The organism is Bacillus sp. SORGH_AS_0510 (assembly GCF_030818775.1).
Classification (GTDB): domain Bacteria; phylum Bacillota; class Bacilli; order Bacillales; family Cytobacillaceae; genus Neobacillus.
Window position 1 is genome coordinate 4647424 of the sequence record NZ_JAUTAU010000001.1, and the last position, 21969, is coordinate 4669392.

The following is a 21969-nucleotide window of genomic DNA, read 5'->3' on the forward strand; positions in this document are numbered from 1 at the left end:
TCCTCCTAATACAAAGCTGCTAATCGCATGATTTCTTCTTGCGATGTTTTTGCTGTTTCAACGATTCCCGCTGCTTTCCCATTACTCATGACCAAAATTCGGTCGGTTACCCCTAAAAGCTCTGGCATTTCAGAAGAAATCATAATAATTCCTTTACCTTCTGCCGCTAATTCATTAATTAACTGGTAGATTTCAAACTTAGCCCCTACATCGATTCCTCGTGTCGGTTCATCCAGTAATAAAATATCAGGCTTGGTTAAAAGCCAGCGCCCGATAATAACCTTTTGCTGGTTACCCCCTGAAAGACTGCCAATGGCCGTTTTTTGTGAAGGGGTTTTTACCTTCATGGAATCAATGACCCATTGGGTATCGTGTTCTACCTTCTTATCAGACAGGGAACCCGCTTTTTGTTTTATATTGTTTCATGTTAGAAATGATCGAGTTAAAGCTAATACTTAATTCTGGGAAAATTCCTGTTGATCTTCTTTCTTCCGTTACGAGTGCAAAGCCGTTTTTGATTGCGTGCTGCGGTGAATGATTTTTAATTACCTTTCCATGTAACTCTATCGTCCCAGATGAGATCCCGCGAATGCCAAACAGGGCTTCAACTACCTCTGTCCGCTTTGAACCTACTAATCCAGCAATCCCTAAGATTTCGCCTTTTCGAAGTTCGAAGTTAATATTTGAAAAAGATGGCTGTGTTTCCGCAGTGAAATCAGAAACCTTTAATATCTTTTCTCCTGGTTCGTTCACTTTAGCCGGGAAACGCTGTGATAGGTCTCGGCCAACCATCAGCTTGATGATTTCGTCCGTTGTTAAATCTTTCGCGCTCTTTGTCGCAATATACTGACCGTCACGCATGATCGTCACTTCATCAGAGATTTTCAGGATTTCCTCCATTTTGTGAGAGATATAGATGATTGCCACATTCTCACTTTGGAGCTTCCGGATAATTCTAAACAGATGATTAACCTCTGTTTCGGTTAGGGATGAAGTCGGTTCGTCCATTACGATGATTTTTGAATGATAAGAAACAGCTTTTGCAATTTCCACCATTTGCATTTCCGAAACGGATAACGTACTCACCTTGCTGCGTGGGTCGATGTTGATATCCAAACTCTTGAAAATAGCTGCGGTATCCTCGTACATTTTCTTCTCATCAACGAAAATGCCTTTTTTCGGATAACGCCCCAGCCATAGATTATCCATGACATTTTGTTGGCGTACCTGGTTTAGTTCTTGATGCACCATGGAAACGCCGTTTTCAAGTGCCTGCTTAGAATTAGCAAAGGAAACTTCTTTTCCATCAAATAGAATTTTGCCTTCATCCATTGAATAAATACCGAATAGGCATTTCATTAATGTGGATTTTCCTGCACCATTTTCGCCCATTAAGGCATGTACGGAACCAGGCTTCACTTTCAGGGAAACGTTGTCCAATGCAAGTACCCCAGGGAATCTTTTTGTGATATTAAGCATTTCTAGTAGATTGGTAGTACTGGATTCTGACATGACCGAACCTCCTTACTAACTATTTAAAAATAAGAGAAGCACCTGCGTTGTGCGTCCCTGTTTTTGATAAAAACTACAAATCTTACGGTGTCCCGCTCCAATCAATGCGGCAATACCCCGAACGAAAGAAAAGAAGATTCCTTTCCTTCGTTCGAAGAGCGCCAGGGGCTGACCTTCATCAGCCCTGGACAGGCGCTTCGACTAATTCTTATTTGTATGCGTCTTTACCAACTTGGATGTTGTCTTTTGTTACTTCCACGTAAGGAACACGAACTGCTTTCTTGTCGTCAAGCTTCCATTCTGTTCCGTCTAATACGTCCTTACCTTTTGCTGCATTTGTAGCAAGTTCAATGGTTGCTTTACCTTGGTTTTTCGCGTCATTTAACACAGTACCAACCATCTTGCCTTTTTCAATCATTTCTAATGCTTCAGGAATCGCGTCAACACCTACAACTGGCATGAACTTGTCGCCGGAGAAATATCCGCCCTTTTCAAGAGAGGCAATGGCACCTAATGCCATACCATCGTTGTTAGCGATCACGAATTCAATTTTGTCATTGTATTTCGCTAACCAAGCATCCATTTTTTCAGTAGCTTTAGTTGCATCCCACATAGCTGTGTCCATGGCTAACTCTTCTACTTGGATGCCTTTTTCTTTTACAGTATCAATTGCATACTTTGTACGTGCTTCTGCATCTGGATGTCCTGGCTCACCTTTTAATAGAACGTATTGGATTTTGCCGTCTTTATTTTTGTCCCACTTATCCTTATTTGCTTCCCAAGCCTTAGCAATCAATTCACCTTGGATAACACCTGATTCAGATGAAGTTGTTCCTACATAGTAAGCTTTATCGTAGCCTGCTAGTACACTTGCATCTGGCTCTTTGTTAAAAAAGATAACTGGAATATTCTTTGGTTTTGCTTTATCAATGATGGTTTGAGCTGCTTTTGGATCTACTAGGTTGATAGCTAGAGATTTTGCACCCTTTGCAATCAATGTATCTACTTGCTCAATTTGTTTTGCCTGGTCGTTTTGTGAGTCATTTAGCATAAGTTTTACTTTACCTTTAGCTGAATCTTCCATTGCACGACGTACATAGGACATGAAGTTGTCATCAAATTTGTAGATGGTTGCACCAACAGCTGGTAGACCGCCGTCCTTACCTTTGCCAGAATCAGAACCGCTTGTTGAGCTACTGCAGCCTGCGGCTAATAGAATACTAGATGCAACTGTTAAAGATAGAACCAACCCTTTTTTCTTCTTAAGCATGTGATCATTCTCCTTTTTCCTTTTGATAAAGACTAACGGTGCTTAACTAGCCTACGTGTAAGCCCTTACACATATGTTAGCATCAGGATAATCACGGCAATAGTTCCAATCTATAGCACAATTTTGTGAATACCTAGACATTTTTGCAAACGATTGCAATTATCTGATAATAAAATCCTATTCTTTTTAGAAAAGCGTAAGCGTCTTGGTCAGCCCCGACAGGCAAATGTTCTTCGGTAAGAAAAGTCCGCCTTTTGACTTTTATTGCCGAAGGTTATTTGACCCGAGGGGCTAGGCGCTGGAGCTGGACAATTCTCGAAGTCGAATTTCATACTTTCTTATAATGTAAAAAAAATGAAAGGCCGGCTCCTTTGCTTTTGGAGTCGGCCTTTCATTGAGATTTTATAGACTAACCGTTGCTTTCCGGAATTCTGATGGCGATAAGCCGGTTTGCTTTTTGAAAACACGGCTGAAGTAATTCGGGTCTTTGTAGCCGACGGAGTAGCAAATTTCTTTTAAGCTTTTTCCATGATCAACAATCGCCGTTTTCGCGTGCTGGATTCTTATTTCTGTCAGATAATCAATAAACGTCATTCCAAAACGATCTTTAAATAACTTGCTTAAATAGTACGGGCTTAGTTCCACAAATTCAGCCACTGATTCTAATGTAATAGAATTGGCGTAATGCTGTTCAATATATTCCTTTGCCTTATGCAACATGCCTTTTGCATGATTATTTCTCCAGACCTGAACTTGATGGACGACAGCTAATAAATGGGCTTTCCCTTTTTCAAAAATCACCCTACTATCCTCCGCCTCGTCGATTGCAGGAGTTCGTTCATAGTCGATTCCTAAATCATGAAGCATACGTGAGATGAGAATAAACAACTCCTCGAAGGACTTTTTCACTAGTTCTGTCTTCACGTTTTTATTGTCAGCATGCTTGGCTACGAATGTATCAAATATGTATAAAACCTGATTCACATCCCCCTGACGAACCGCCTCTAGCAATTTTTTCTCCACCTCAAGCACACCAGATTCCACGGATTCCGGAGATGCCCCTTGCTTAACACCAATGATGTATTTGCGATTCGGTGTTTTTAACAATTGCTTTAGAGCTAATACGGCTTCATGATAGGATTGATTTAGCTCATGTGCTTGATTGTAGAGAAGACCCACCCCAATTCGCAGCACTGCAGGAAAAGATTCTTTTTGAAAAAGACTATACAACTTTTCAATAATCGCCTGTGCACTCGCTTTAAAGTTCGTTTTCTCAGCTGTCTTTTTACATAAAAATAAAACGGGCACTTGGGAATCTGTAAGGGGCCCAATTATCATTTCTTCATTTATTACTACTACTTTCTGAATCTCTTTTAGCCACTGATACCAATTCTGTTTGTCGCTGGCTGATAATTCGGCATGTCCCGTAGGCTGCAGGGAGAGAAGCATAATATATCCTGAAGTAATCTCCACCCCTAATAATTGACCCCATTCATCAAACGTAATATCTTGAACAGAATTCACTAATAAAGAGGAAACCCACTCTTTTTGCGCGATGGATACGGCACGCTCCAGGTTGTCTCTTAAGCTCTGCTGTTCTTCTTTCTGTTTTCGTTCCTCTAAGATTTCACTAGAGACCCGTTCCACTGCTTCCAAAATATCTTGTTTACTGCTTGGTTTTAGAATGTATTCTTTCACACCCTGCTGCATCACTTCTTTGGCATATTCAAAGGTATTAAAGGCAGAAACCATGATAAAGCGAATCCCAGGGTCCATTTTTCTAATCTCTTTCACCGCTTGAACGCCATCTACACCAGGCATTTTTATATCCATAAAAATAATATCTGGCCGATGCTCGTTCGCCATTTCTATCGCCTTCCTGCCATTGGGAGCCTCCCCAATCACTGTGACGTCCTTCAAAGAACCGTTAATGATTTTCGTTAAGGCCTTGCGCTCAATGACTTCATCATCCACTATAAGAATGTTCAACAAGCTCGCTTCCCCCTTTTGCCGCAATAGGAATGGTCAGTCTAAAATTAGTCCCCTTCATTAGCTCTGATTCAATTTCAACCACGTCATTTCTCTGGTAAAAAAGTTGCAGTCTTCTTATGACGTTTTTCACACCAATTCCATTTGAATGCTCTTTTGACTTTTCAGGTGGTTCTTCGGCACCCGCAGCCCCATCCACATATTGGAGCAATCTTTTTTTGACGGTTTCGTCCATCCCATCTCCATTATCAATTACCTCGACGTGAACTTGATCCTGGTGACGATAAATATGTAGGCGAATTTGGCCATTTGCTTCATAAGCCTCTACACCGTGGATAAAGGCATTTTCGATGATTGGCTGGAGGATTAAGCTTGGAATCTCCGTATCTAAGCACGCTTCATCAATCTCTGTGACAAACTGAATCCGTTCACCAAATCTTGTCTGTTGAATATAAAAGTACTCTTTAACAATTCGTACTTCATCCCTTAGGGTCGAAGCTTTATCGAAATCACTTAAGTTATAGCGAAGTATAGCAGCCACAGCCTCTATCAACCGCGAAGTATGCTCAGCCTCCTCTAAATAGGCCATCTTTGAAACCGTATTCAAAGTATTGAATAAGAAGTGAGGATTGATTTGGTTTTGAAGACTCCTTAACTCTAACTCTTTTAACAACTTATCCAATTCGCCTTTTTGTTTAATTTCAGTGACTAATTGTCTGAGGTTTGTCCGCATCTGGTTGAACGTTTCAGTTAACGGCTTCAACTCATCCTTTGTGGTGATTTTAATATCTTCTCCGGACAGGTTGCCTTTTGAGATTTGTTTAGCCGCTTGCGATAACAAACGAATCGGTTTTGTAATACCGCCCGAAATCCATAATGCTAACAAGGTGCTTAGGAAAAAGGCTGCGGCGAAAAGAGAGATGGACATTAATTTATAATAATGATTTTGCCTCTCCATCTGATTATAGAATTGTTGATAATCAGTCAGCTTATTGTTTAGCAAACCCAGTGTACTTTCTTGCAAAAAGGAAGCAATTTTCATGACTTCGTTAAAATGATAGGAGTATTGGTTAATATCTTCTTTTTGGAAGGCCATAATCGTCGCATCACTTTCTTCCAAAAAACTATCGATCATATTTTTATAGTTAATAAGCTTGATATCATTTGTGTCTAGTTCTTCATACAGGCTGCTTTGATCCTTGAGGAGCTTGGTCTTTTCTCTCTGATAGTCTTTTAAATAGACAGCTTCCTTATCTAAAATATACGCATGCAGTTTTTCCGTCACTAAGTTGGTCCTTTTGGAGATATCATTGAGAAGAAGAAAACGTTCAAAGCTATCATCGTATTCTACGACGAGATTTTCGCTGCTTTTATAAAAAAAGAAGCCGACTGAAGAAAGCAAAACGACCAATACGATGAAATAAAGAAGCAATTTGGACCGAATTCGAAATAGCATTAGTTGTTGTCCTCCTTGTTGCGCATACCGCTTACGGGTAAATCACCGATTCTCATAACTCTTGTTTCTGTATGAACAACCTGAGAGACTGTTTTACCTTCGATTATGTCAATCATCATTTTCACTGCTCTGTATCCCATTTCATAGGGTTGTTGTACAACGGTCGCCTTGATTGTTCCTCTTCGAATATAATCTAGGGTTTCGGGCAGTGTATCAAATCCAATCACGTACACTTCTCTTTGTTTTTTATATTTCTCAATGACCTGTGCAATTCCGATTCCATCAAGAGCACTGGTCCCATAAAAGGCATTGATTTCGGGATGATCTTTTAGAAGTTGATTGGCCTTTTCTGCCGCTTTTACCGTACTGATTTCGGATTGCTGGATGTCGACGATATGGATTCCAGGTTCTTCTTTTACCGCGTCCTGGAAACCCTTCACGCGCAATTGCTGATGGTTTGCAAAAAAGTTCCCGGTAATAATAGCTACATTGGCTTTACCGTTTGTGTCGGTTATTAATGCTTTTCCAGCCAAGTATCCTGAGTAATAATTGTCTGTCCCAATATAGGCTAATCGCAGACTATTTGGGGCATCTGTATCCACCGTAATAACTGGTGTTCCATCAGCTATAACCCGATTTATTAACGGCGTAAATTGTTCATCAATTAACCCTTGTGTTAAAATACCATCCACTTTAGATGCAGCTGCCATTTCAATGGTCTTTAAATGGTCGTCAATATTTGTCTGTTTCGGCCCCGTGTATTCCAGTAGCACACCATATTTTTTGGCGGCGTCCTTTGCTCCGCTTTCAACAAGTCTCCAATACTCGTTATCTAGCTCTTCCGGAACAAGGACAAAGTGATATTTATAAGGTTCATGTACCTTTTTCTCGACGGGCAAATGATGGGTAACCACCTTATATCCATAAAAAACCGACAAAGTGCAACTCACAATAAATAATAAAACACCAAATGTATACGCTGCCAAGGATAACCTGCTCAACCTATCTCCCCACTCTCGACGCCACTCTAACTAACGCTATTATACGGAACATTCCAAAAACCGACAATGGAAAGAATATGGTGTCCTTCTATGGTGTCAGGCACCACAGAAAGACACTCTAGTAATTCGGACTACTTTTTGTTTTATTCCGCTTGGGTTGTCCGAAGTTTCCTTGTCTTTTGACTATGTTGCTCGCTTTTCCTCTGACTCTGTCAGAAGTTTTCTTGCCTTCTGACTATGTTGTTGGGTTTTCCTCTGACTCTGTCAGAAGTTTGCTTGCCTTCTGACTATGTTGCTCGTTTTTCCTTCCACTCTGTCAGAAGTTCGCTTGCCTTCTGACTATGTTGCTCGCTTTTCCTTCCACTCTGTCAGAAGTTCCCTTACCTTCTGACTATGTTGCTCGCTTTTCCTTCCACTCTGTCAGAAGTTCGCTTACCTTCTGACAGTTTTGCTCACTTTTCCTTCCACTCTGTCAGAAGTTCCCTTACCTTCTGACTATGTTTCTCACTTTTCCTCTGACTCTGTCAGAAGTTTGCTTGCCTTCTGACTATGTTGCTCGTTTTTCCTTCCACTCTGTCAGAAGTGCCTTGCCTTCTGACTATGTTGCTGGCTTTTCCTCTGACTCTGTCAGAAGTTTGCTTGCCTTCTGACTATGTTGCTGGCTTTTCCCTCCACTCTGCCAGAAGTTCCCTTATCTTCTGACTATGTTGCTCATTTTTCCTTCCACTCTGTCAGAAGTTCGCTTACCTTCTGACTATGGAGACGGGTTTTCCTCTGACTCTGTCAGAAGTTGCCCCAACTCGGACTAGTCTTTTCTATTATGATCTCAATCTACCCGTATGCCAGACGGCTTCCGGCCATCAGTCCCCAATAAACCTCGATATAAAAACAAAAAACCCACCACTAGTTTGGTGAGTCTAAATTAGAAGCTGCTGTTCCTTAGGACAAGCTGGGTTGTGATGTAGATTTTCTTAGCGATTTTTCTACCTTCGATTCTTTCAAGCAAGGTATCTACGGCGGTTTCACCCATGTGCTCCGTGTAGACCTTTACCGTGCTTAATGACGGAAACACATATTTCGAAATGCTGATATCGTTAATCCCAATAATGTTCACTCGCTCCGGGACAGCGATTCCTTCCTCTAGCAATGCACGCAATGCGCCGACAGCAATCGAATCATTCCCCGCAAAAAAGGCCGTTGGCAGCTGGTCTCCATGGTCCTTAATCGCTTGTTTCATCAGCCTACTGCCATCATCCACGGAAAAAGAGCCATTGTACATGAACGCTTCATTTAACAATCCCTTTTCTCCCAAGTATTGCTTAAATGTCTTTTCCCTTGCATCCTCTATCGCAGAGGTTTTGTCCTTAAACACCTCTTTGCCGCCAATATAGCCAATGTTCGTATGCCCTTTTTCAATGAAATGATCCAGCACTTTCTTCGTTGCCTTTTCAAAATCAATCACAACGGAATCAAACCGTTCCTCATCTGGAGAGGTATCCACAAACACGAGGTTCTTTGTTCGCTTTTCCAATTCACTCACTTGCTTACTGCTAAATTTTCCAATCGCAATCAGCCCTTGAATCTCGTCATCTTCCTTTAAATCTGCTAGATTATCCTGAAAGTACTTTTCTACCTGAATCCCGTGATGTCGGCAGCGATTTTCGACGCCAAGACGAATGGACATATAATATAAATCCTCTAGTTCCTCTTTTTCCGTATACCATTGCAGAAGCGCAATCTTTCCTGACTCCTGCTTTCGCACGGACTTCTTTTTATAGGAAAGTTCCTCTGCTACTTCAAAAATCCGCTTTTTTGTTTCATCGCTGACTGAAAGCGAGGTGTCATAATTCAACACTCGTGACACGGTAGCAATCGAAACCCCCGCCATTTGTGCAATGTCTTTAATAGTTGCCATAAATCAAACTCCTACTGTTTTAGAAAAAAAACGATACTTCGTTGTAGAATAGTATAAATCTTCTGGGTCCAAGATGACAGTTGGAAATTCAGGCTGATGAACGGCATCAGGAAATCCTTGAGTTTCCAGACAAACACCCAAATAGTTTCTTGCTCGGACACCCGATATGGAATAAGGTCCTTCCAAAAAGTTTGACGTATACACAACAACACATGGTTGATCTGTCGTCACAAGCAATGAACGGCCACTTTCCTCATCGCTCAGCATGACCGTATTCTCACCCTCAATTGTAAAAACAAGCGGATGGTCGTAGCCTTTCCCCACAAGGACATTCTGTGGATGAGAGGATTGAATCCCCGAACTCAGTCTTCTGCCGTGCTTGAAATCAAAAGGAGTATTTCGCGATGGTAGCACCCGCCCAGTCGGAATCAAATCAGCCCCTAACTCTAAAAAGCGGTCGCTATCTAATCGAAGAATGTGGTCGGCACAATCCTTTTTGAGGTTGCCGCTTAAATTAAAATAAGAATGATTGGTTAAATTGACTAGCGTCTTTTTGTCAGTTTTCCCATGATAGGAGATAATCAGCTCATTTTTATTGTTTAGAACATAGGTCACTGTTGTTTCTAAATTGCCAGGATACCCTTCTTCACCATCCGGGCTCAAATAGAAAAATCTTAATCCAACCTGATTTTCTTCCACGATTTTCTCTGTGTTCCATACCACAGAATTGAAGCCCTTTTTGCCCCCATGTAAATGGTTAGGCGGCTCATTTTCCGCCAGCTTGTATTCCTTCCCATCCAGTTCAAAGCGTGCTTCTTGAATTCTCCCTGCTACCCGGCCAACCACTGCACCAAAGTAGGGCGATAAATCCAAATAATCCTCGAATTCGTCAAACCCAAGCACCACATTCTCAAACTTCCCTTGACGGTCAGGAACCAAAATTTTCGTGATCACACATCCGAAATTCAGGCATGAAACCGTCATGCCTGAATCGTTCACAAGGGAATATTCCCTGACCATTTCATCCTGATACTGTCCGACCCATCTTTCTAGTATTTCCATTCTCTCTCACTCACCACTCTATAAAGATTGGATAAATCGCTTGAATCCATCCGTTCCCTCTTCATCTCGTTTGAAAACGCCTGCATCCTCTAACGCTTTTAGAAACTTCTTACCTACTTCTTCTCTCACCAGAGATTTCACATTGTCTTCATTCGCAACTGCTTCATAACGTGCCTTTAATTCTTCCGCCCAGCTTTGATGATAGTCCGCAACCTCGCCGCCATTACCGAGAATAAATCGTTCGACTTCTACTAGTTCATCCTTTAATCGGGCCGGTAAAACAGCGAGTCCCATGACTTCAATCAAGCCAATGTTTTCTTTTTTAATATGGTGAACATCTGCATGTGGATGGAAAATTCCCATCGGATGCTCCTCGTTTGTCCGATTGTTGCGAAGAACTAAATCGAGTTCATATCGATCACCTTTTTTACGCGCAATCGGTGTAATCGTATTGTGTGGAGTCTCGTCTGTTCGCGCTATAATTCCGACCTGTTCATCAATGTAATTTTTCCATTTGGCTAAAACATACGCCCCTGCCTCTACAAGTTCACTAATTTGCTCAGATCGCAGACGAATAACAGACATCGGCCATTTAACAACGGCTCCCTCCACCTGTGGAAAGCCCGCCATCTTAAATGTCCAATCATCTTCCGCCTTTGCCATCGCAAATTCATACTGACCGCCCTGGTAATGATCATGCGATAAGATTGAACCGCCGACAATTGGGATATCTGCATTCGAGCCGACAAAATAATGGGGAAACTGCTCAACAAAGGCTAATAAGCGTAAAAATGTATCCCTGCTGATTTTCATATCTGTATGTGTTTCTGATAACACGATACAATGCTCGTTGTAATACACATACGGCGAATACTGTAAATACCAGGTCTTGTCTAGCAGATTTAATCGAATCATCCGGTGATTCGAACGGGCCGGGTGGCCGATTCTGCCAGCATATCCTTCGTTTTCCACACAAAGCAGGCAGGTTGGATAGTCCGCTTTTTTCATTGTTCTCTCAAGCTCGATGCTGCGCGGATCTTTTTCTGGCTTCGATAGATTGATCGTAATATCTATATCACCATATTCCGTCGCTGCCTTATACTCAATGTTGTTACCTATCCGCTTCATCTGGATATAATTACTATTCTTGCTAAGCTCATAAAAGTAATCTGTTGCCGTCTTAGGATCCTGCTTATATTTTTCAAAGAAGAGTTGGTTCACCGTTGAGGGGCGGGCCATCAAGCAATTCATGATTTTACTCGAGAATATTTCCTTTTCGTCAAAAATATCCTCTATGACATCCTGCTGACAGGCATAGTTCACGATCTCGTCAAGCAGGTCAGGAATGCCCATGCTGCTTCTCTCGACAAACTCCACTTCTTTAAATTCCGTTAACCCTAGTAAAGAAAGAATTTGATTGCGAGCATAGATTTGGTCTTCTTGGTCGATTAATTGAACGGCCAACGCTTGGTCGATTAATTGTTGCACTAGTTGATCAATCATGTTTTTCACCTCTATTTTTGATAGCCATTAGGGTGATGCTGATGCCAGTTCCAGGCATTTTTAATGATTTCATGGATGGAGGTTCTCGATGGATTCCACCCAAGCACTTGCTTCGCTTTTTCCGAGGAGGCAATTAACGTACTAGGATCACCTGAGCGTCGATCACCCATTTTGACTGGAATATTGATTCCTGTTACCCCTTTTGCTGTTTCAACAATTTCCTTTACTGAAAAACCCTGGCTGCTGCCAAGATTAAACACATTACTCTCCCCGCCCTTTTGCAGGTAACGGAGGGCTAGTATGTGCGCATCTATTAAGTCTTCGACATGAATATAGTCACGGACACATGTCCCGTCTGCTGTGTCATAATCATCGCCAAAAATGGTCACTGCTTCTCTTTTTCCTAAGGCTGCTTCCAATACAACCGGAATGAGGTGCGTTTCCGGATTATGATCCTCGCCAATTTGCCCATCGCTTCGAGCCGATGCCACGTTAAAATATCTAAGCGAGACATACTTAAGATCAAATGCCTTTTCGCACCAAGCCATCATTTTTTCCATTGCGAGCTTAGTTTCACCATACGTATTCGTTGGAATCGTTGCCGCCTCTTCTGTAATCGGCACTACCTTTTGCTCGCCATAGACAGCAGCCGTTGAGGAAAACACGATGTACTTTACGCCAAACTCCTTCATCATTTCCAGAACTACTTGCGTTCCGAACACATTATTATCGAAGTATTTTAACGGCTCAGTCATCGACTCACCAACTAGGGAGTTCGCAGCAAAATGTAGAATTGCCTCGATGTTTTCTTTTTCAAAAACAGCTCGTAAAAACTCCCGGTTACGGATATCCCCTTCGTAAAAGCGTGCCTCGGGATGAATAGCGTCTCGATGCCCGGTTTGCAAGTTATCGACAACCACCACTTCAAAGCCTTGATCCTTTAACTGGTAAACAGCGTGGGAACCTACATAACCCGCCCCACCTAATACGAGAATACTCATTTAAATTAACGCCTCCATTTCCATTTCCTTAGCCCCGTCACCAATACTTGCTACATAGAAATCCGCGTCATAACCAATTTTGTTCTTATAAGCCGCTCCCACATTGGCAATAAAGTTTTCCACCTCTTCATTGGCCACAACCGCAATAGCGCAACCGCCAAATCCTGCGCCGGTCATACGTGCACCAAGGACACCAGGCTGATTCCACGCTGCTTCTACTAAATTATCGAGTTCCACGCCTGTCACTTCATAGTCGTCACGTAACGAAATATGCGATTGATTCATTAGCTGGCCGAATACTGCCAGGTTTCCTGCCTTTAATTCCTCGAGCGCTCTCAATGTTCTGACATTTTCATAGACAGCATGTTTCGCCCGTTTGCGAACAATTTCATTCTTGATCAAGAATTGATTTTCATCAAAGTCTGCTTCTGAAAGCTGGCCGAGCGCTTCAATCGGGAGTTTCGTCTGAAGCTCTGCCAATGCCGCTTCACATTCTCCTCTTCGCTCGTTATACTTCGAATCCGCCAATTCTCTGCGTTTGTTTGTATTCATAATAATGATTTTGTGTTGATCAAGCTGGATCGGTGCGTATTCATATTGAAGGGTTTGGCAATCTAGCAAAATCCCGGCATCCACCTTGCCCATTCCGATTGCAAATTGGTCCATGATTCCGCTATTTACCCCAATAAATTCATTCTCCACCCGCTTGCCTAGCTTGATTAATTCAAGTCGAGGAATGTCTAAATGGAACAGTCCATTGACTAAAACACCTGTTAACAATTCGATGGATGCGGAAGAAGATAAGCCCGCTCCGTTCGGAATATTCCCGTTGATTGCGCACTCAAATCCCGATGAAATCTCGTAGCCCGCTTCCATGATGTAGCGAATCATCCCTTTTGGGTAGTTCGCCCAATTATGTTGTTTCTCGTAATCTAGTTCTCTTAGATCAAATTCGATTATTCCTTTGTCAGGAAAGTTAACCGAGTACAGGCGCACAAGCTGATCCTCACGCTTTCTTGCAACAGCATAGGTCCCATAGGTGATGGCACATGGAAAAACATGACCGCCATTATAATCAGTGTGTTCACCAATTAAGTTAATCCTCCCCGGAGCAAAGAATGCCTGCCTAGGTAATGCTTGAAATAAGTCTAAGAATATTTTATTTAACGATGTGACGTTCATTAATGAATCCCTCCAACTATGTCTGCCATTTCATCTTGAAATCCTTTTCATCTTAATTACCATTTTACTCCCGTCAGTAAAAATCTTCAATTATTTTTACTAAAATTTTTACTAAAAATTTATTAAAATAAGACGAATGTTAACCAACCAGTTTTACTTGAACGGTGCAAACAAGGAATTTACGAATATAAACACACTTAAAAAATATGTTCATCAGGTTTATGAAAGAAAAAACTTGGTTGTGCAACAAAAAAATCCTTCATTCGGTTATGAAGGACAAAATTCAAATGAAAAGTAGACGTAGGAGCTTCTACTTCGACTTTCTTGCTTTCTTTTGATTAAAAAGTAGACGTAGAAACTTTCTACTTCGACTTTCTCGCATTCTTTTAAATGAAAAGTAGACGTAGGAGTCGTCTACTTCGACTTTCTTGCTTTCTTTTAAGTGAAAAGTAGACGTAGGAGCCTTCTACTTCGACTTCCTTGCTTTCTTTTGATTAAAAAGTAGACATAAGAGCCTTCTACTTCGACTTTCTCGCTTTCTTTTATATGAAAAGTAGACGTAGGAGCTTCTACTTCGACTTTCTTGCTTTCTTTTGATTAAAAAGTAGACGTAGAAACCTTCTACTTCGACTTTCTCGCCTTCTTTTAAATGAAAAGTAGACGTAGGAGTCGTCTACTTCGGCTTTCTTGCTTTCTTTTGATTAAAAAGTAGACGTAGAAACCTTCTACTTCGACTTTCTCGCCTTCTTTTGATAAAAAGTAGGCGTAGGAGCTCTACTTCGACTTTCTTGCCTTCTTTGTTTGGCTTACATGAAAATTGTTCTTCATCCAGACTATGAAGGACAAAGTTCGGGTGCATAACATGAAAAATGTCCTTCATCCGGTGTATGAAGGACAAAATCGGTTGGATAACAAGAAAAATGTCCTTCATCTGTGGGATGAAGGACAAATCTTACTTTAATTGTTCCTCGGTTTTTATTAAATAAAATACATGTGATTGAAAGTCGCCTCCGCGTTCTGCACTTCGGCCATTGACTCCATTAAACTCAGTCGGCAGCGGAAGCCCTACGTGCATAAGCTCATCGCCATAATACGTTTGATGACTACCGGCAAGCTTATAGGTTGTTGATTCATCTAATCCACTAAGTCGCAATGTTTGCTTTTTCTGAGAATTTGGTGTCGCCAGCACCTTGTACCAGCCAATCAATGCTTCTGTCTGATCCTTGCTTACGACCATCCAAGCTGTTTCATTTCCAGTAAAAGGACTAAGCAGGCGATAAAACTGGCCATCGCGGATAAGACCTCTCTGTTTTTTATAAAAAGCCACCTGCTCTTTAATGGTGGAACACTCCTCTTCTGATAGCTTTAACGGATTTAGTTCATAGCCAAATGTGCCAAAGTAAGCCGTATTGGCCCTCATTTGCAGAGGAGTCGTCCTTAACGTTTGATGATTCGGAACCGCCGAAACATGAGATCCCATGCTATATAGCGGATATGCTAAGGACGTTCCATACTGTATTTTCAACCGTTCAACGGCATCCGTATCATCACTTGTCCAAGCTTGAGGTGCGTAATACATCATACCCGGATCGAATCGTCCACCCCCACCGGCACAGGATTCAAATAATACATGAGGAAACTCGCTCGTTAACCGCTCATACAATTGATAGACTCCTAGTATATACCGGTGAAAAAACTCTCCCTGCTGTTGAGAGGCTAAGTTGCGAGAGAATGCTTCTGTAATATTCCGATTCATATCCCATTTTATATAGGAAAGCTTCGTTCGTTTGATGATATCGGACATTTTTTCATAAAGATAATCGACAATTTCCGATCTTGAAAAATCTAGGACAAGCTGATTCCTGCCAAGGGTTTGCTGATGGTTATTACCAACAGCCCAATCCGGGTGCATTCTATACAATTCACTATTAGGACTAATCATTTCAGGTTCAAACCAAAGACCAAATTTCATGCCAGAATCAGCAATTTTCTTAGCCAAGCTTTCTAACCCTTCAGGAAGCTTATTTAAGTCGACAAACCAATCACCTAGAGAGGATGTATCATCATTTCTTTTTCCAAACCAGCCATCATCCAGCACAAACAGTTCGATTCCTAATTCACTGGCGGATTTTGCGATGTTTACCAACTTTTCCTCATTGAAATCAAAGTAGGTGGCTTCCCAGTTATTAATCAATATTGGACGTTCTTGCTTTCGCCATTGAGCGGGGATTAAATTTTCACGATAAAGAGCATGGAATGCCTGACTCATCCCATTTAGCCCTTGATCTGAATACACCATCACTACTTCAGGTGTTTGAAATGACTCCTGCGGCTTTAATGACCACTTGAAGCCAAATGGATGAATCCCAACTGTCAGCCTAGTTGTATCATAATGATCCACTTCTACTTGCATAAGAAAATTACTACTATAGATAAAATTAAATCCGTATACCTCGCCTGCATGCTCCGTCGCTGCTGGCCTTTTTAATGCTAAAAACGGATTATGATGGTGGGAGCTTGCCCCGCGCAGACTCGAAATAGACTGAATTCCTGTTTCTAGTTTTCTTTCCTTAACATGCCGTTCTCTTGACCATGCCCCGGCTAAGTGAACAAACTGAAAATCCTTATCTGGCAGGTCGAGAGAAGCACTCATTAATCTTTCAATAGCTAACTTCTCTTGACCATTATTTTTCAGGAGAACACTTCTTGTAATAACCGGTTTATCTGAGAAAACAGTATAATTTAAGATTAACTCAGCTTGTAAAAACTCATCCTTTAAGATGATTTGGATGGTGCTGGCTTCGCTATTGTCATCTGTATAAGTTGCCGGCAGACTCTCAAGACGAGGCTTTCCTTCCAGCAAACGAAAAGATTCATATTTAAAGTCGGGAACATGGTTTTCATTTTGTTTTTTTAAACTGATGGCAGGTTCCCGGAAATCTGAATTTCCGTAGGCAGGGAATTCTTGAAGCAGTGTTTCCAGACAAAAAGCTGGATCGTCTGCATAAACATGACAACTTGCCGGAGTAGGAACATCGTATGTTTGCAAATGAGAAAAATCAGAACGATGACGAAGGGCCTTTCCATAATAAAGATGACCTAGATGCCCGTTCTTCATCACGTGGAAAATGTAGCTTACCTGCCCATTTGTTAAATGAAATTGCTGCATTTCTAAATTCACATGTATTTGCATAAAACATCACCTTTTTCTAAAATGGATGTCGTTTTGAACTACTTAAATCCGCTGAATCATAAATTCAAATTCCATATCCTGGTCTGCATGAATGAGGTGTTCATCGTGAACAGGCGCACCCCAGCTGTCATCTCCGCCAACGCCCATCTGCTTGCATGCAACCGTTACGACCGTATAGTGGACATTCGGCAGCTCGTAATGATGGCCTGCATTTTCAAGCTCGAATGCCGTATATGGTGAAAAATTGCATTCAAGTGGATCTGAAAGAGAAGAAATCCTAATCCCTATACCATCACGGTTCGTAAGACTGACTCTCCGGACTCCGGTACGATTGCCTGACTCTTGCGGCATGACGTATCCAGATATATTATCGGAAACTTGGTTTTTAAAAAGACCCAGTCTCGCGCCTTTACAGCGATCGGAATAATTTTCTTCCGGCCCCATCGCATACCATTCCAATTGGTCATAATCAGCTGGAACCTTGAAGGACACGGCAAAAATCGGCATCTGCGGAAGATTCTCGGCTCCATGATAAACCGATTTAACACGAACGCTTCCATCAGATAAGACAGTGTAACTGGCCTTCACTTCCACATCCGCGCTAATGGCTATTTGATAGGTAAAAGTGACGCAAACTTGTTCATCACCTTCCGCAACCTCAACTCCTACACATTTCCGCGCCAGGCTAGCTGCATACCATACCCCCGAATGATAGCTTTGAGAAAAGCCGCGATCATTATCCGTTGTCGCTCTCCAGAACAATGGTGCAGGAGGAAGGGCAATCATCTCTTTACCAGCATAATTCAGCGATATTAAGCTTCCGACTTGTTTTGAGAACATAATAGAAAAATCCCGGCCATGGACACCAATATTGACATCCCCTTCAGCTACTCTTAAAGTTTCAGGAATTAATGCGGGCTTTTCTGTTCCTTTTACTTGAAACACGTACTGTCCAAAGGCAATTTCATATCCTGCCTCTGCCCAAAGTGTGGTCTCCTTCAATTTTAGGAGGGTATGAATACAATACTCACCCGAATCTCTAACACTATCAGCAGGCAACACAAATTCGGCTCTTCCCTCACTCAAAGGCGCAACTGCCATATTAATGATGCCATGAGCCATTTCCTTGCCCTCGCGGAACAGAATGTATTCCAAATCATAACCGGAGGTATCGGTGAAAAGACTGTCGTTTATTACCGTCACGCCCGATTGATCTGGCACCAGCTTAAAGTTTTGATACAGGTATTTGACTTCTTGCATTTTTGGCGATAACTCTCGATTCGCATACACGATCCCATTCGTACAAAATCCGTAATCCGTCGGACGGTCACCAAAGTCGCCGCCGTATGCTAAAAATTCTTTTCCATATCGGTCCTTCTTGATGATCGATTGATCGATATAATCCCAGATAAATCCGCCTTGATACATCGGATATTTCCGCTCTAAATCCGTGTATTTATACATGCCGCCTAGTGAATTGCCCATTGCATGCATATACTCGCAGCTGATGTATGGCTTCTCTGGATTCTCTCTTAAATATGTTTCAATATCGGCAGGCTTTGCATACATCCTGCTTTCCATATCACTTGTTTCGTTATAGTCACGATTATGGAATACGCCTTCGTAATGAACAAGCCGGCTAGGGTCGACGCTTTTAAAATATTTAGATACGTTCAGTATCACTTCCCCGGCGTATGATTCGTTCCCACATGACCAAATCAAGATCGACGGATGGTTCTTATCCCTCTCATACATCGAAATCGCTCTGTCCATGACAATATCTTGCCATTCCGGCTTATTGCCGGGAATGTTCCAGGATGGCTCAACTGCTCCCATCTTCTGCCAGGATCCATGTGTTTCCAGGTTCATTTCATCGATCACATATATACCGTATTCATCACATAATTCGTACCAGTAGCTCTGGTTGGGATAATGCGAAGTACGGACAGCATTGATATTGTTCTGTTTCAAGGTTTTAATATCCCAAAGCATGTCTTCTTTCGTAATCGCGCGGCCTCTGCGGCAATTGAATTCATGACGGTTTACTCCTTTAAAAACAATCCGTTCACCGTTAATCCGCATAATTTTATCGACCAGTTCAAATCGTCTGAAACCGACCTTCTGTGGAATAACCTCTACTAGATTTCCAGACTCGTTAAAGACTTGAATATATAGTTTGTATAAATAAGGAGTTTCTGCACTCCATAGCTTAGGCCCCTCCACAGGCAACGAAAAAGTCCAATTTCCTTCACTGAGGAAGCCGTCAGTTGCTGCGGTCAAGCTGCCATGTTCATCGTACAACTCGGCTGTAATTTTTGACGGCGCTTGATCCGCAAGAAGTTTAAGATCCGCTTGAAGGGTCCCCTTTTTATAAGACGAATCCAATTCTGTTCGAACATGAACATCAAACACATGGACCTCTGGCACTGAATAAAGATATACATCCCGAAATATTCCTGAGAAACGCCAGAAATCCTGATCCTCAAGCCAGCTGCCAGTGCTGCGCTGGTAAACCTCAACGGCCAGCTTATTTTCTCCTTCAACGAGATAAGGAGTTAACTCAAACTCAGACGGTGTAAACGAATCTTCACTATAGCCAACAAATGTACCGTTCAGCCACACGTAAAAAGCAGATTCCACCCCTTGGAATGAAATATACAAAGGCCTGTTCTCCATATGGGCTGGAACTGTAAACATCTTCACATAGCTGCCGACAGGATTATGATCGGTTGGAATTGCCGGCGGTCGAATATCATTATGTCCGTCCCAAGGGTACATCGTATTGACATATTGCGGTTTTCCGTATCCTTGCAGTTGTATATGTCCAGGGACCGTAATATCTCCCCAGCCCGAGCAATTGTATTCTGACCCGTAAAACTCTTTCGGACGATGATCCGGATTCACACTATAATGAAATTTCCAGTTTCCATTCAATTCGTACCGCATTTTCATTGGAGGAGCATTTCTTGCTTCCTCCATCGTCTCGTAATATGGGTGGTCTGAATGGGCAGGAAGCCTGTTTACGGCGAATACATTCAAATCAGTAAGCCAATCTATCGTTGGAATAAACGTCATTATCTATTACACTTCCTATCTACTTTTTTATCACTATTTCACAGACCCCATCATTCCTGCAACAAAATGTTTTTGCATAATGAAGAAAATGAGTGCCGCAGGCAGGGTTGCAATCACAATGGCTGTCATAATCACGCCAAAGTCAGGAGAGTAGCTTGAGCCAAGGTTAGAAATCAGCAGGGGAATCGTCTGATTTTCAGGTGATTGCAAAATAACAAGTGGCCATAGATAGCTGTTCCAGCTGGCCATGAACGTAATAATTGCTGCAGCAGCATAGGTTGTTTTCATCGTTGGAACATAAATTCTAAAAAAGACACCCAATTCGCTTAATCCATCAATTCTCCCTGCTTCCAATATTTCCTTCGGGAACATTTTCGTGCTTTGTCGAAAGAAAAAGATAAGAAATGCAGTAGTAACCGTCGGTAAAATAACAGCTGCCAGCGTATCAATGCCAATCATCGGAAACGATTGTGATATCGTTCCAAACATCCGGAACAATGGAACCATTAACGCTGCAAAAGGAATCATCATGGATAGAAGCAAAAAATTGAATAAAAAGTCTTTTGTCCGGCTTTTAAAAATTTCAAATCCATACCCAGCCAATGAGGCGATTAGCATAGCAAGAACCGTAGTGATAATCGAAACTTTGGTTGAGTTGATTAATGCCGGTACAAGGTCGACCGTATCCAACAAGTTGTGAAGATTCTCCATAAAATGGCTACCTGGCAGCAATCTTCCCCTTCGTTACATCCACTGACTTATTAGTGGAACTGATGATCATCCATAAAAATGGGAATATTGAGACAATGGAAGCGATAATAAGCACAGTATAGCTGAATATCCGTTTACTCATTTTTATCACCCGCCACTTTAAACTGTATAATTGAGAAGATGACAATCATAATGACAATGGCGTATGAAACAGTAGCTGCATAGCCAAAATCAGGGGTATATTTAAACGATAAGTTATAGATGTATTGAGAGATCGTCATCGTCGCATTTCCCGGCCCACCTTGAGTAATATTCATGACTTCATCAAACAATTGAAGCGTACCAATAGTTGAAGTAATCGAAGTAAACAAGATAATGGGCTTGAGCATCGGAATTGTAATTTTGAAAAATTGTTGAATGGATGAGGCTCCGTCGATTTTCGCCGCTTCATAAATAGATTCATCGACGTTTTGCAGAGCAGATAAATAAAAGATCATGTTATAGCCAGTCCATCTCCATGTAATCGCTACAATGATGGCAATTTTAGCCCAGAAAGGATCTGTCAGCCACTCGATTGGTGCAGAAATGAGTGAAAGCTTCATTAACATAATGTTAATCATGCCGTCATGTCCAAATAGATATTTAAAGATAACCGAATACGCAACAAGCGAAGTTACGCAGGGAAGGAAAATAGCTGTGCGGAATAGCCCCTTATATTTCAGTGTTTTATTATTCAATAAAACAGAAAGGAATAACGCTAGAATAATCATGATCGGCACTTGAATGATTAGATAAATGACCGTATTTTTCACTGTCGTTAAAAATGTTGGATCCTTCAATAAGCGTGCATAATTATCAAAACCTGTAAAAGTCAGGTTTGCCCCAGTACCAGATTGAAAGGATAATATGAGTGCTTGAAGCATTGGATAGAAGTAAAATAAGCAAATCATGACAGATGCAATGATCACAAAGGACCAGCCGATTACAGCATTTTTCGCTCGATTTTTTCTGCCTGACTTCACTGTTTTTATAGCCTGGTTTTGATTTACTTTAGCTGTTATCACTTAGGTCAACCCCTTACCTTGATAATTAGAAAAGC

At 41.6% G+C, this 21969-nt stretch carries 12 protein-coding genes and 2 pseudogenes; all 14 read right to left on the bottom strand.

All coding sequences use genetic code 11. From position 1 onward, the window contains the following. Positions 1-5: 5 nt before the first annotated feature. A pseudogene (gene mglA, locus QE429_RS23605) lies at positions 6-1512 on the bottom strand (galactose/methyl galactoside ABC transporter ATP-binding protein MglA). A gap of 208 nt (positions 1513-1720) precedes the next feature. Then, a complete protein-coding gene (mglB, locus tag QE429_RS23610; RefSeq protein ID WP_307290484.1) occupies positions 1721-2782 on the bottom strand; it encodes a galactose/glucose ABC transporter substrate-binding protein MglB in 1062 nt (353 codons plus the stop codon). A 402-nt stretch (positions 2783-3184) separates the two neighbouring features. Further along, a complete protein-coding gene (locus tag QE429_RS23615) occupies positions 3185-4774 on the bottom strand; it encodes a response regulator (protein WP_307290485.1) in 1590 nt (529 codons plus the stop codon). Further along, complete coding sequence (locus QE429_RS23620) at positions 4749-6227, bottom strand: sensor histidine kinase (RefSeq protein ID WP_307290486.1); 1479 nt, start codon at positions 6225-6227, stop codon at positions 4749-4751. The genes QE429_RS23615 and QE429_RS23620 overlap by 26 nt, the downstream gene beginning before the upstream one ends. Next, entirely contained in the window at positions 6227-7228 is a 1002-nt protein-coding gene (locus QE429_RS23625) for a sugar-binding protein (RefSeq protein WP_373463225.1), read from the bottom strand. The genes QE429_RS23620 and QE429_RS23625 overlap by 1 nt, the downstream gene beginning before the upstream one ends. Positions 7229-8150: 922 nt before the next feature. Then, on the bottom strand, positions 8151-9143 hold the full coding sequence (locus tag QE429_RS23630; protein ID WP_307290488.1) for a LacI family DNA-binding transcriptional regulator: 993 nt from the start codon (positions 9141-9143) through the stop codon (positions 8151-8153). Positions 9144-9146: 3 nt separating this feature from the next. After that, positions 9147-10205 carry an aldose epimerase family protein gene (locus QE429_RS23635; RefSeq protein ID WP_307290489.1) on the bottom strand — a complete coding sequence of 353 codons (1059 nt, stop codon included), beginning with the start codon at positions 10203-10205 and terminating at the stop codon, positions 9147-9149. 18 nt (positions 10206-10223) lie between these two features. Beyond that, positions 10224-11708 carry a UDP-glucose--hexose-1-phosphate uridylyltransferase gene (gene galT / locus QE429_RS23640; protein ID WP_307290491.1) on the bottom strand — a complete coding sequence of 495 codons (1485 nt, stop codon included), beginning with the start codon at positions 11706-11708 and terminating at the stop codon, positions 10224-10226. 11 nt (positions 11709-11719) lie between these two features. After that, positions 11720-12709, bottom strand: a complete 990-nt coding sequence (galE, locus tag QE429_RS23645) for a UDP-glucose 4-epimerase GalE (protein ID WP_307290492.1) — start codon at positions 12707-12709, stop codon at positions 11720-11722. Then, positions 12710-13891 carry a galactokinase gene (locus QE429_RS23650; RefSeq protein WP_307290493.1) on the bottom strand — a complete coding sequence of 394 codons (1182 nt, stop codon included), beginning with the start codon at positions 13889-13891 and terminating at the stop codon, positions 12710-12712. A gap of 952 nt (positions 13892-14843) precedes the next feature. Continuing rightward, positions 14844-17084 (bottom strand): alpha-galactosidase, encoded by a 2241-nt coding sequence (locus QE429_RS23655; protein WP_307290494.1) that lies wholly within the window; start codon positions 17082-17084, stop codon positions 14844-14846. 42 nt (positions 17085-17126) lie between these two features. Beyond that, on the bottom strand, positions 17127-20159 hold the full coding sequence (gene lacZ, locus QE429_RS23660; RefSeq protein ID WP_307290495.1) for a beta-galactosidase, LacZ type: 3033 nt from the start codon (positions 20157-20159) through the stop codon (positions 17127-17129). A gap of 33 nt (positions 20160-20192) precedes the next feature. Next, a pseudogene (locus QE429_RS23665) lies at positions 20193-21012 on the bottom strand (carbohydrate ABC transporter permease). Next, positions 21005-21901, bottom strand: a complete 897-nt coding sequence (locus QE429_RS23670) for a carbohydrate ABC transporter permease (protein ID WP_307290953.1) — start codon at positions 21899-21901, stop codon at positions 21005-21007. Before QE429_RS23670 ends, QE429_RS23665 begins: the two are co-directional and overlap by 8 nt. Positions 21902-21969: the final 68 nt, after the last annotated feature.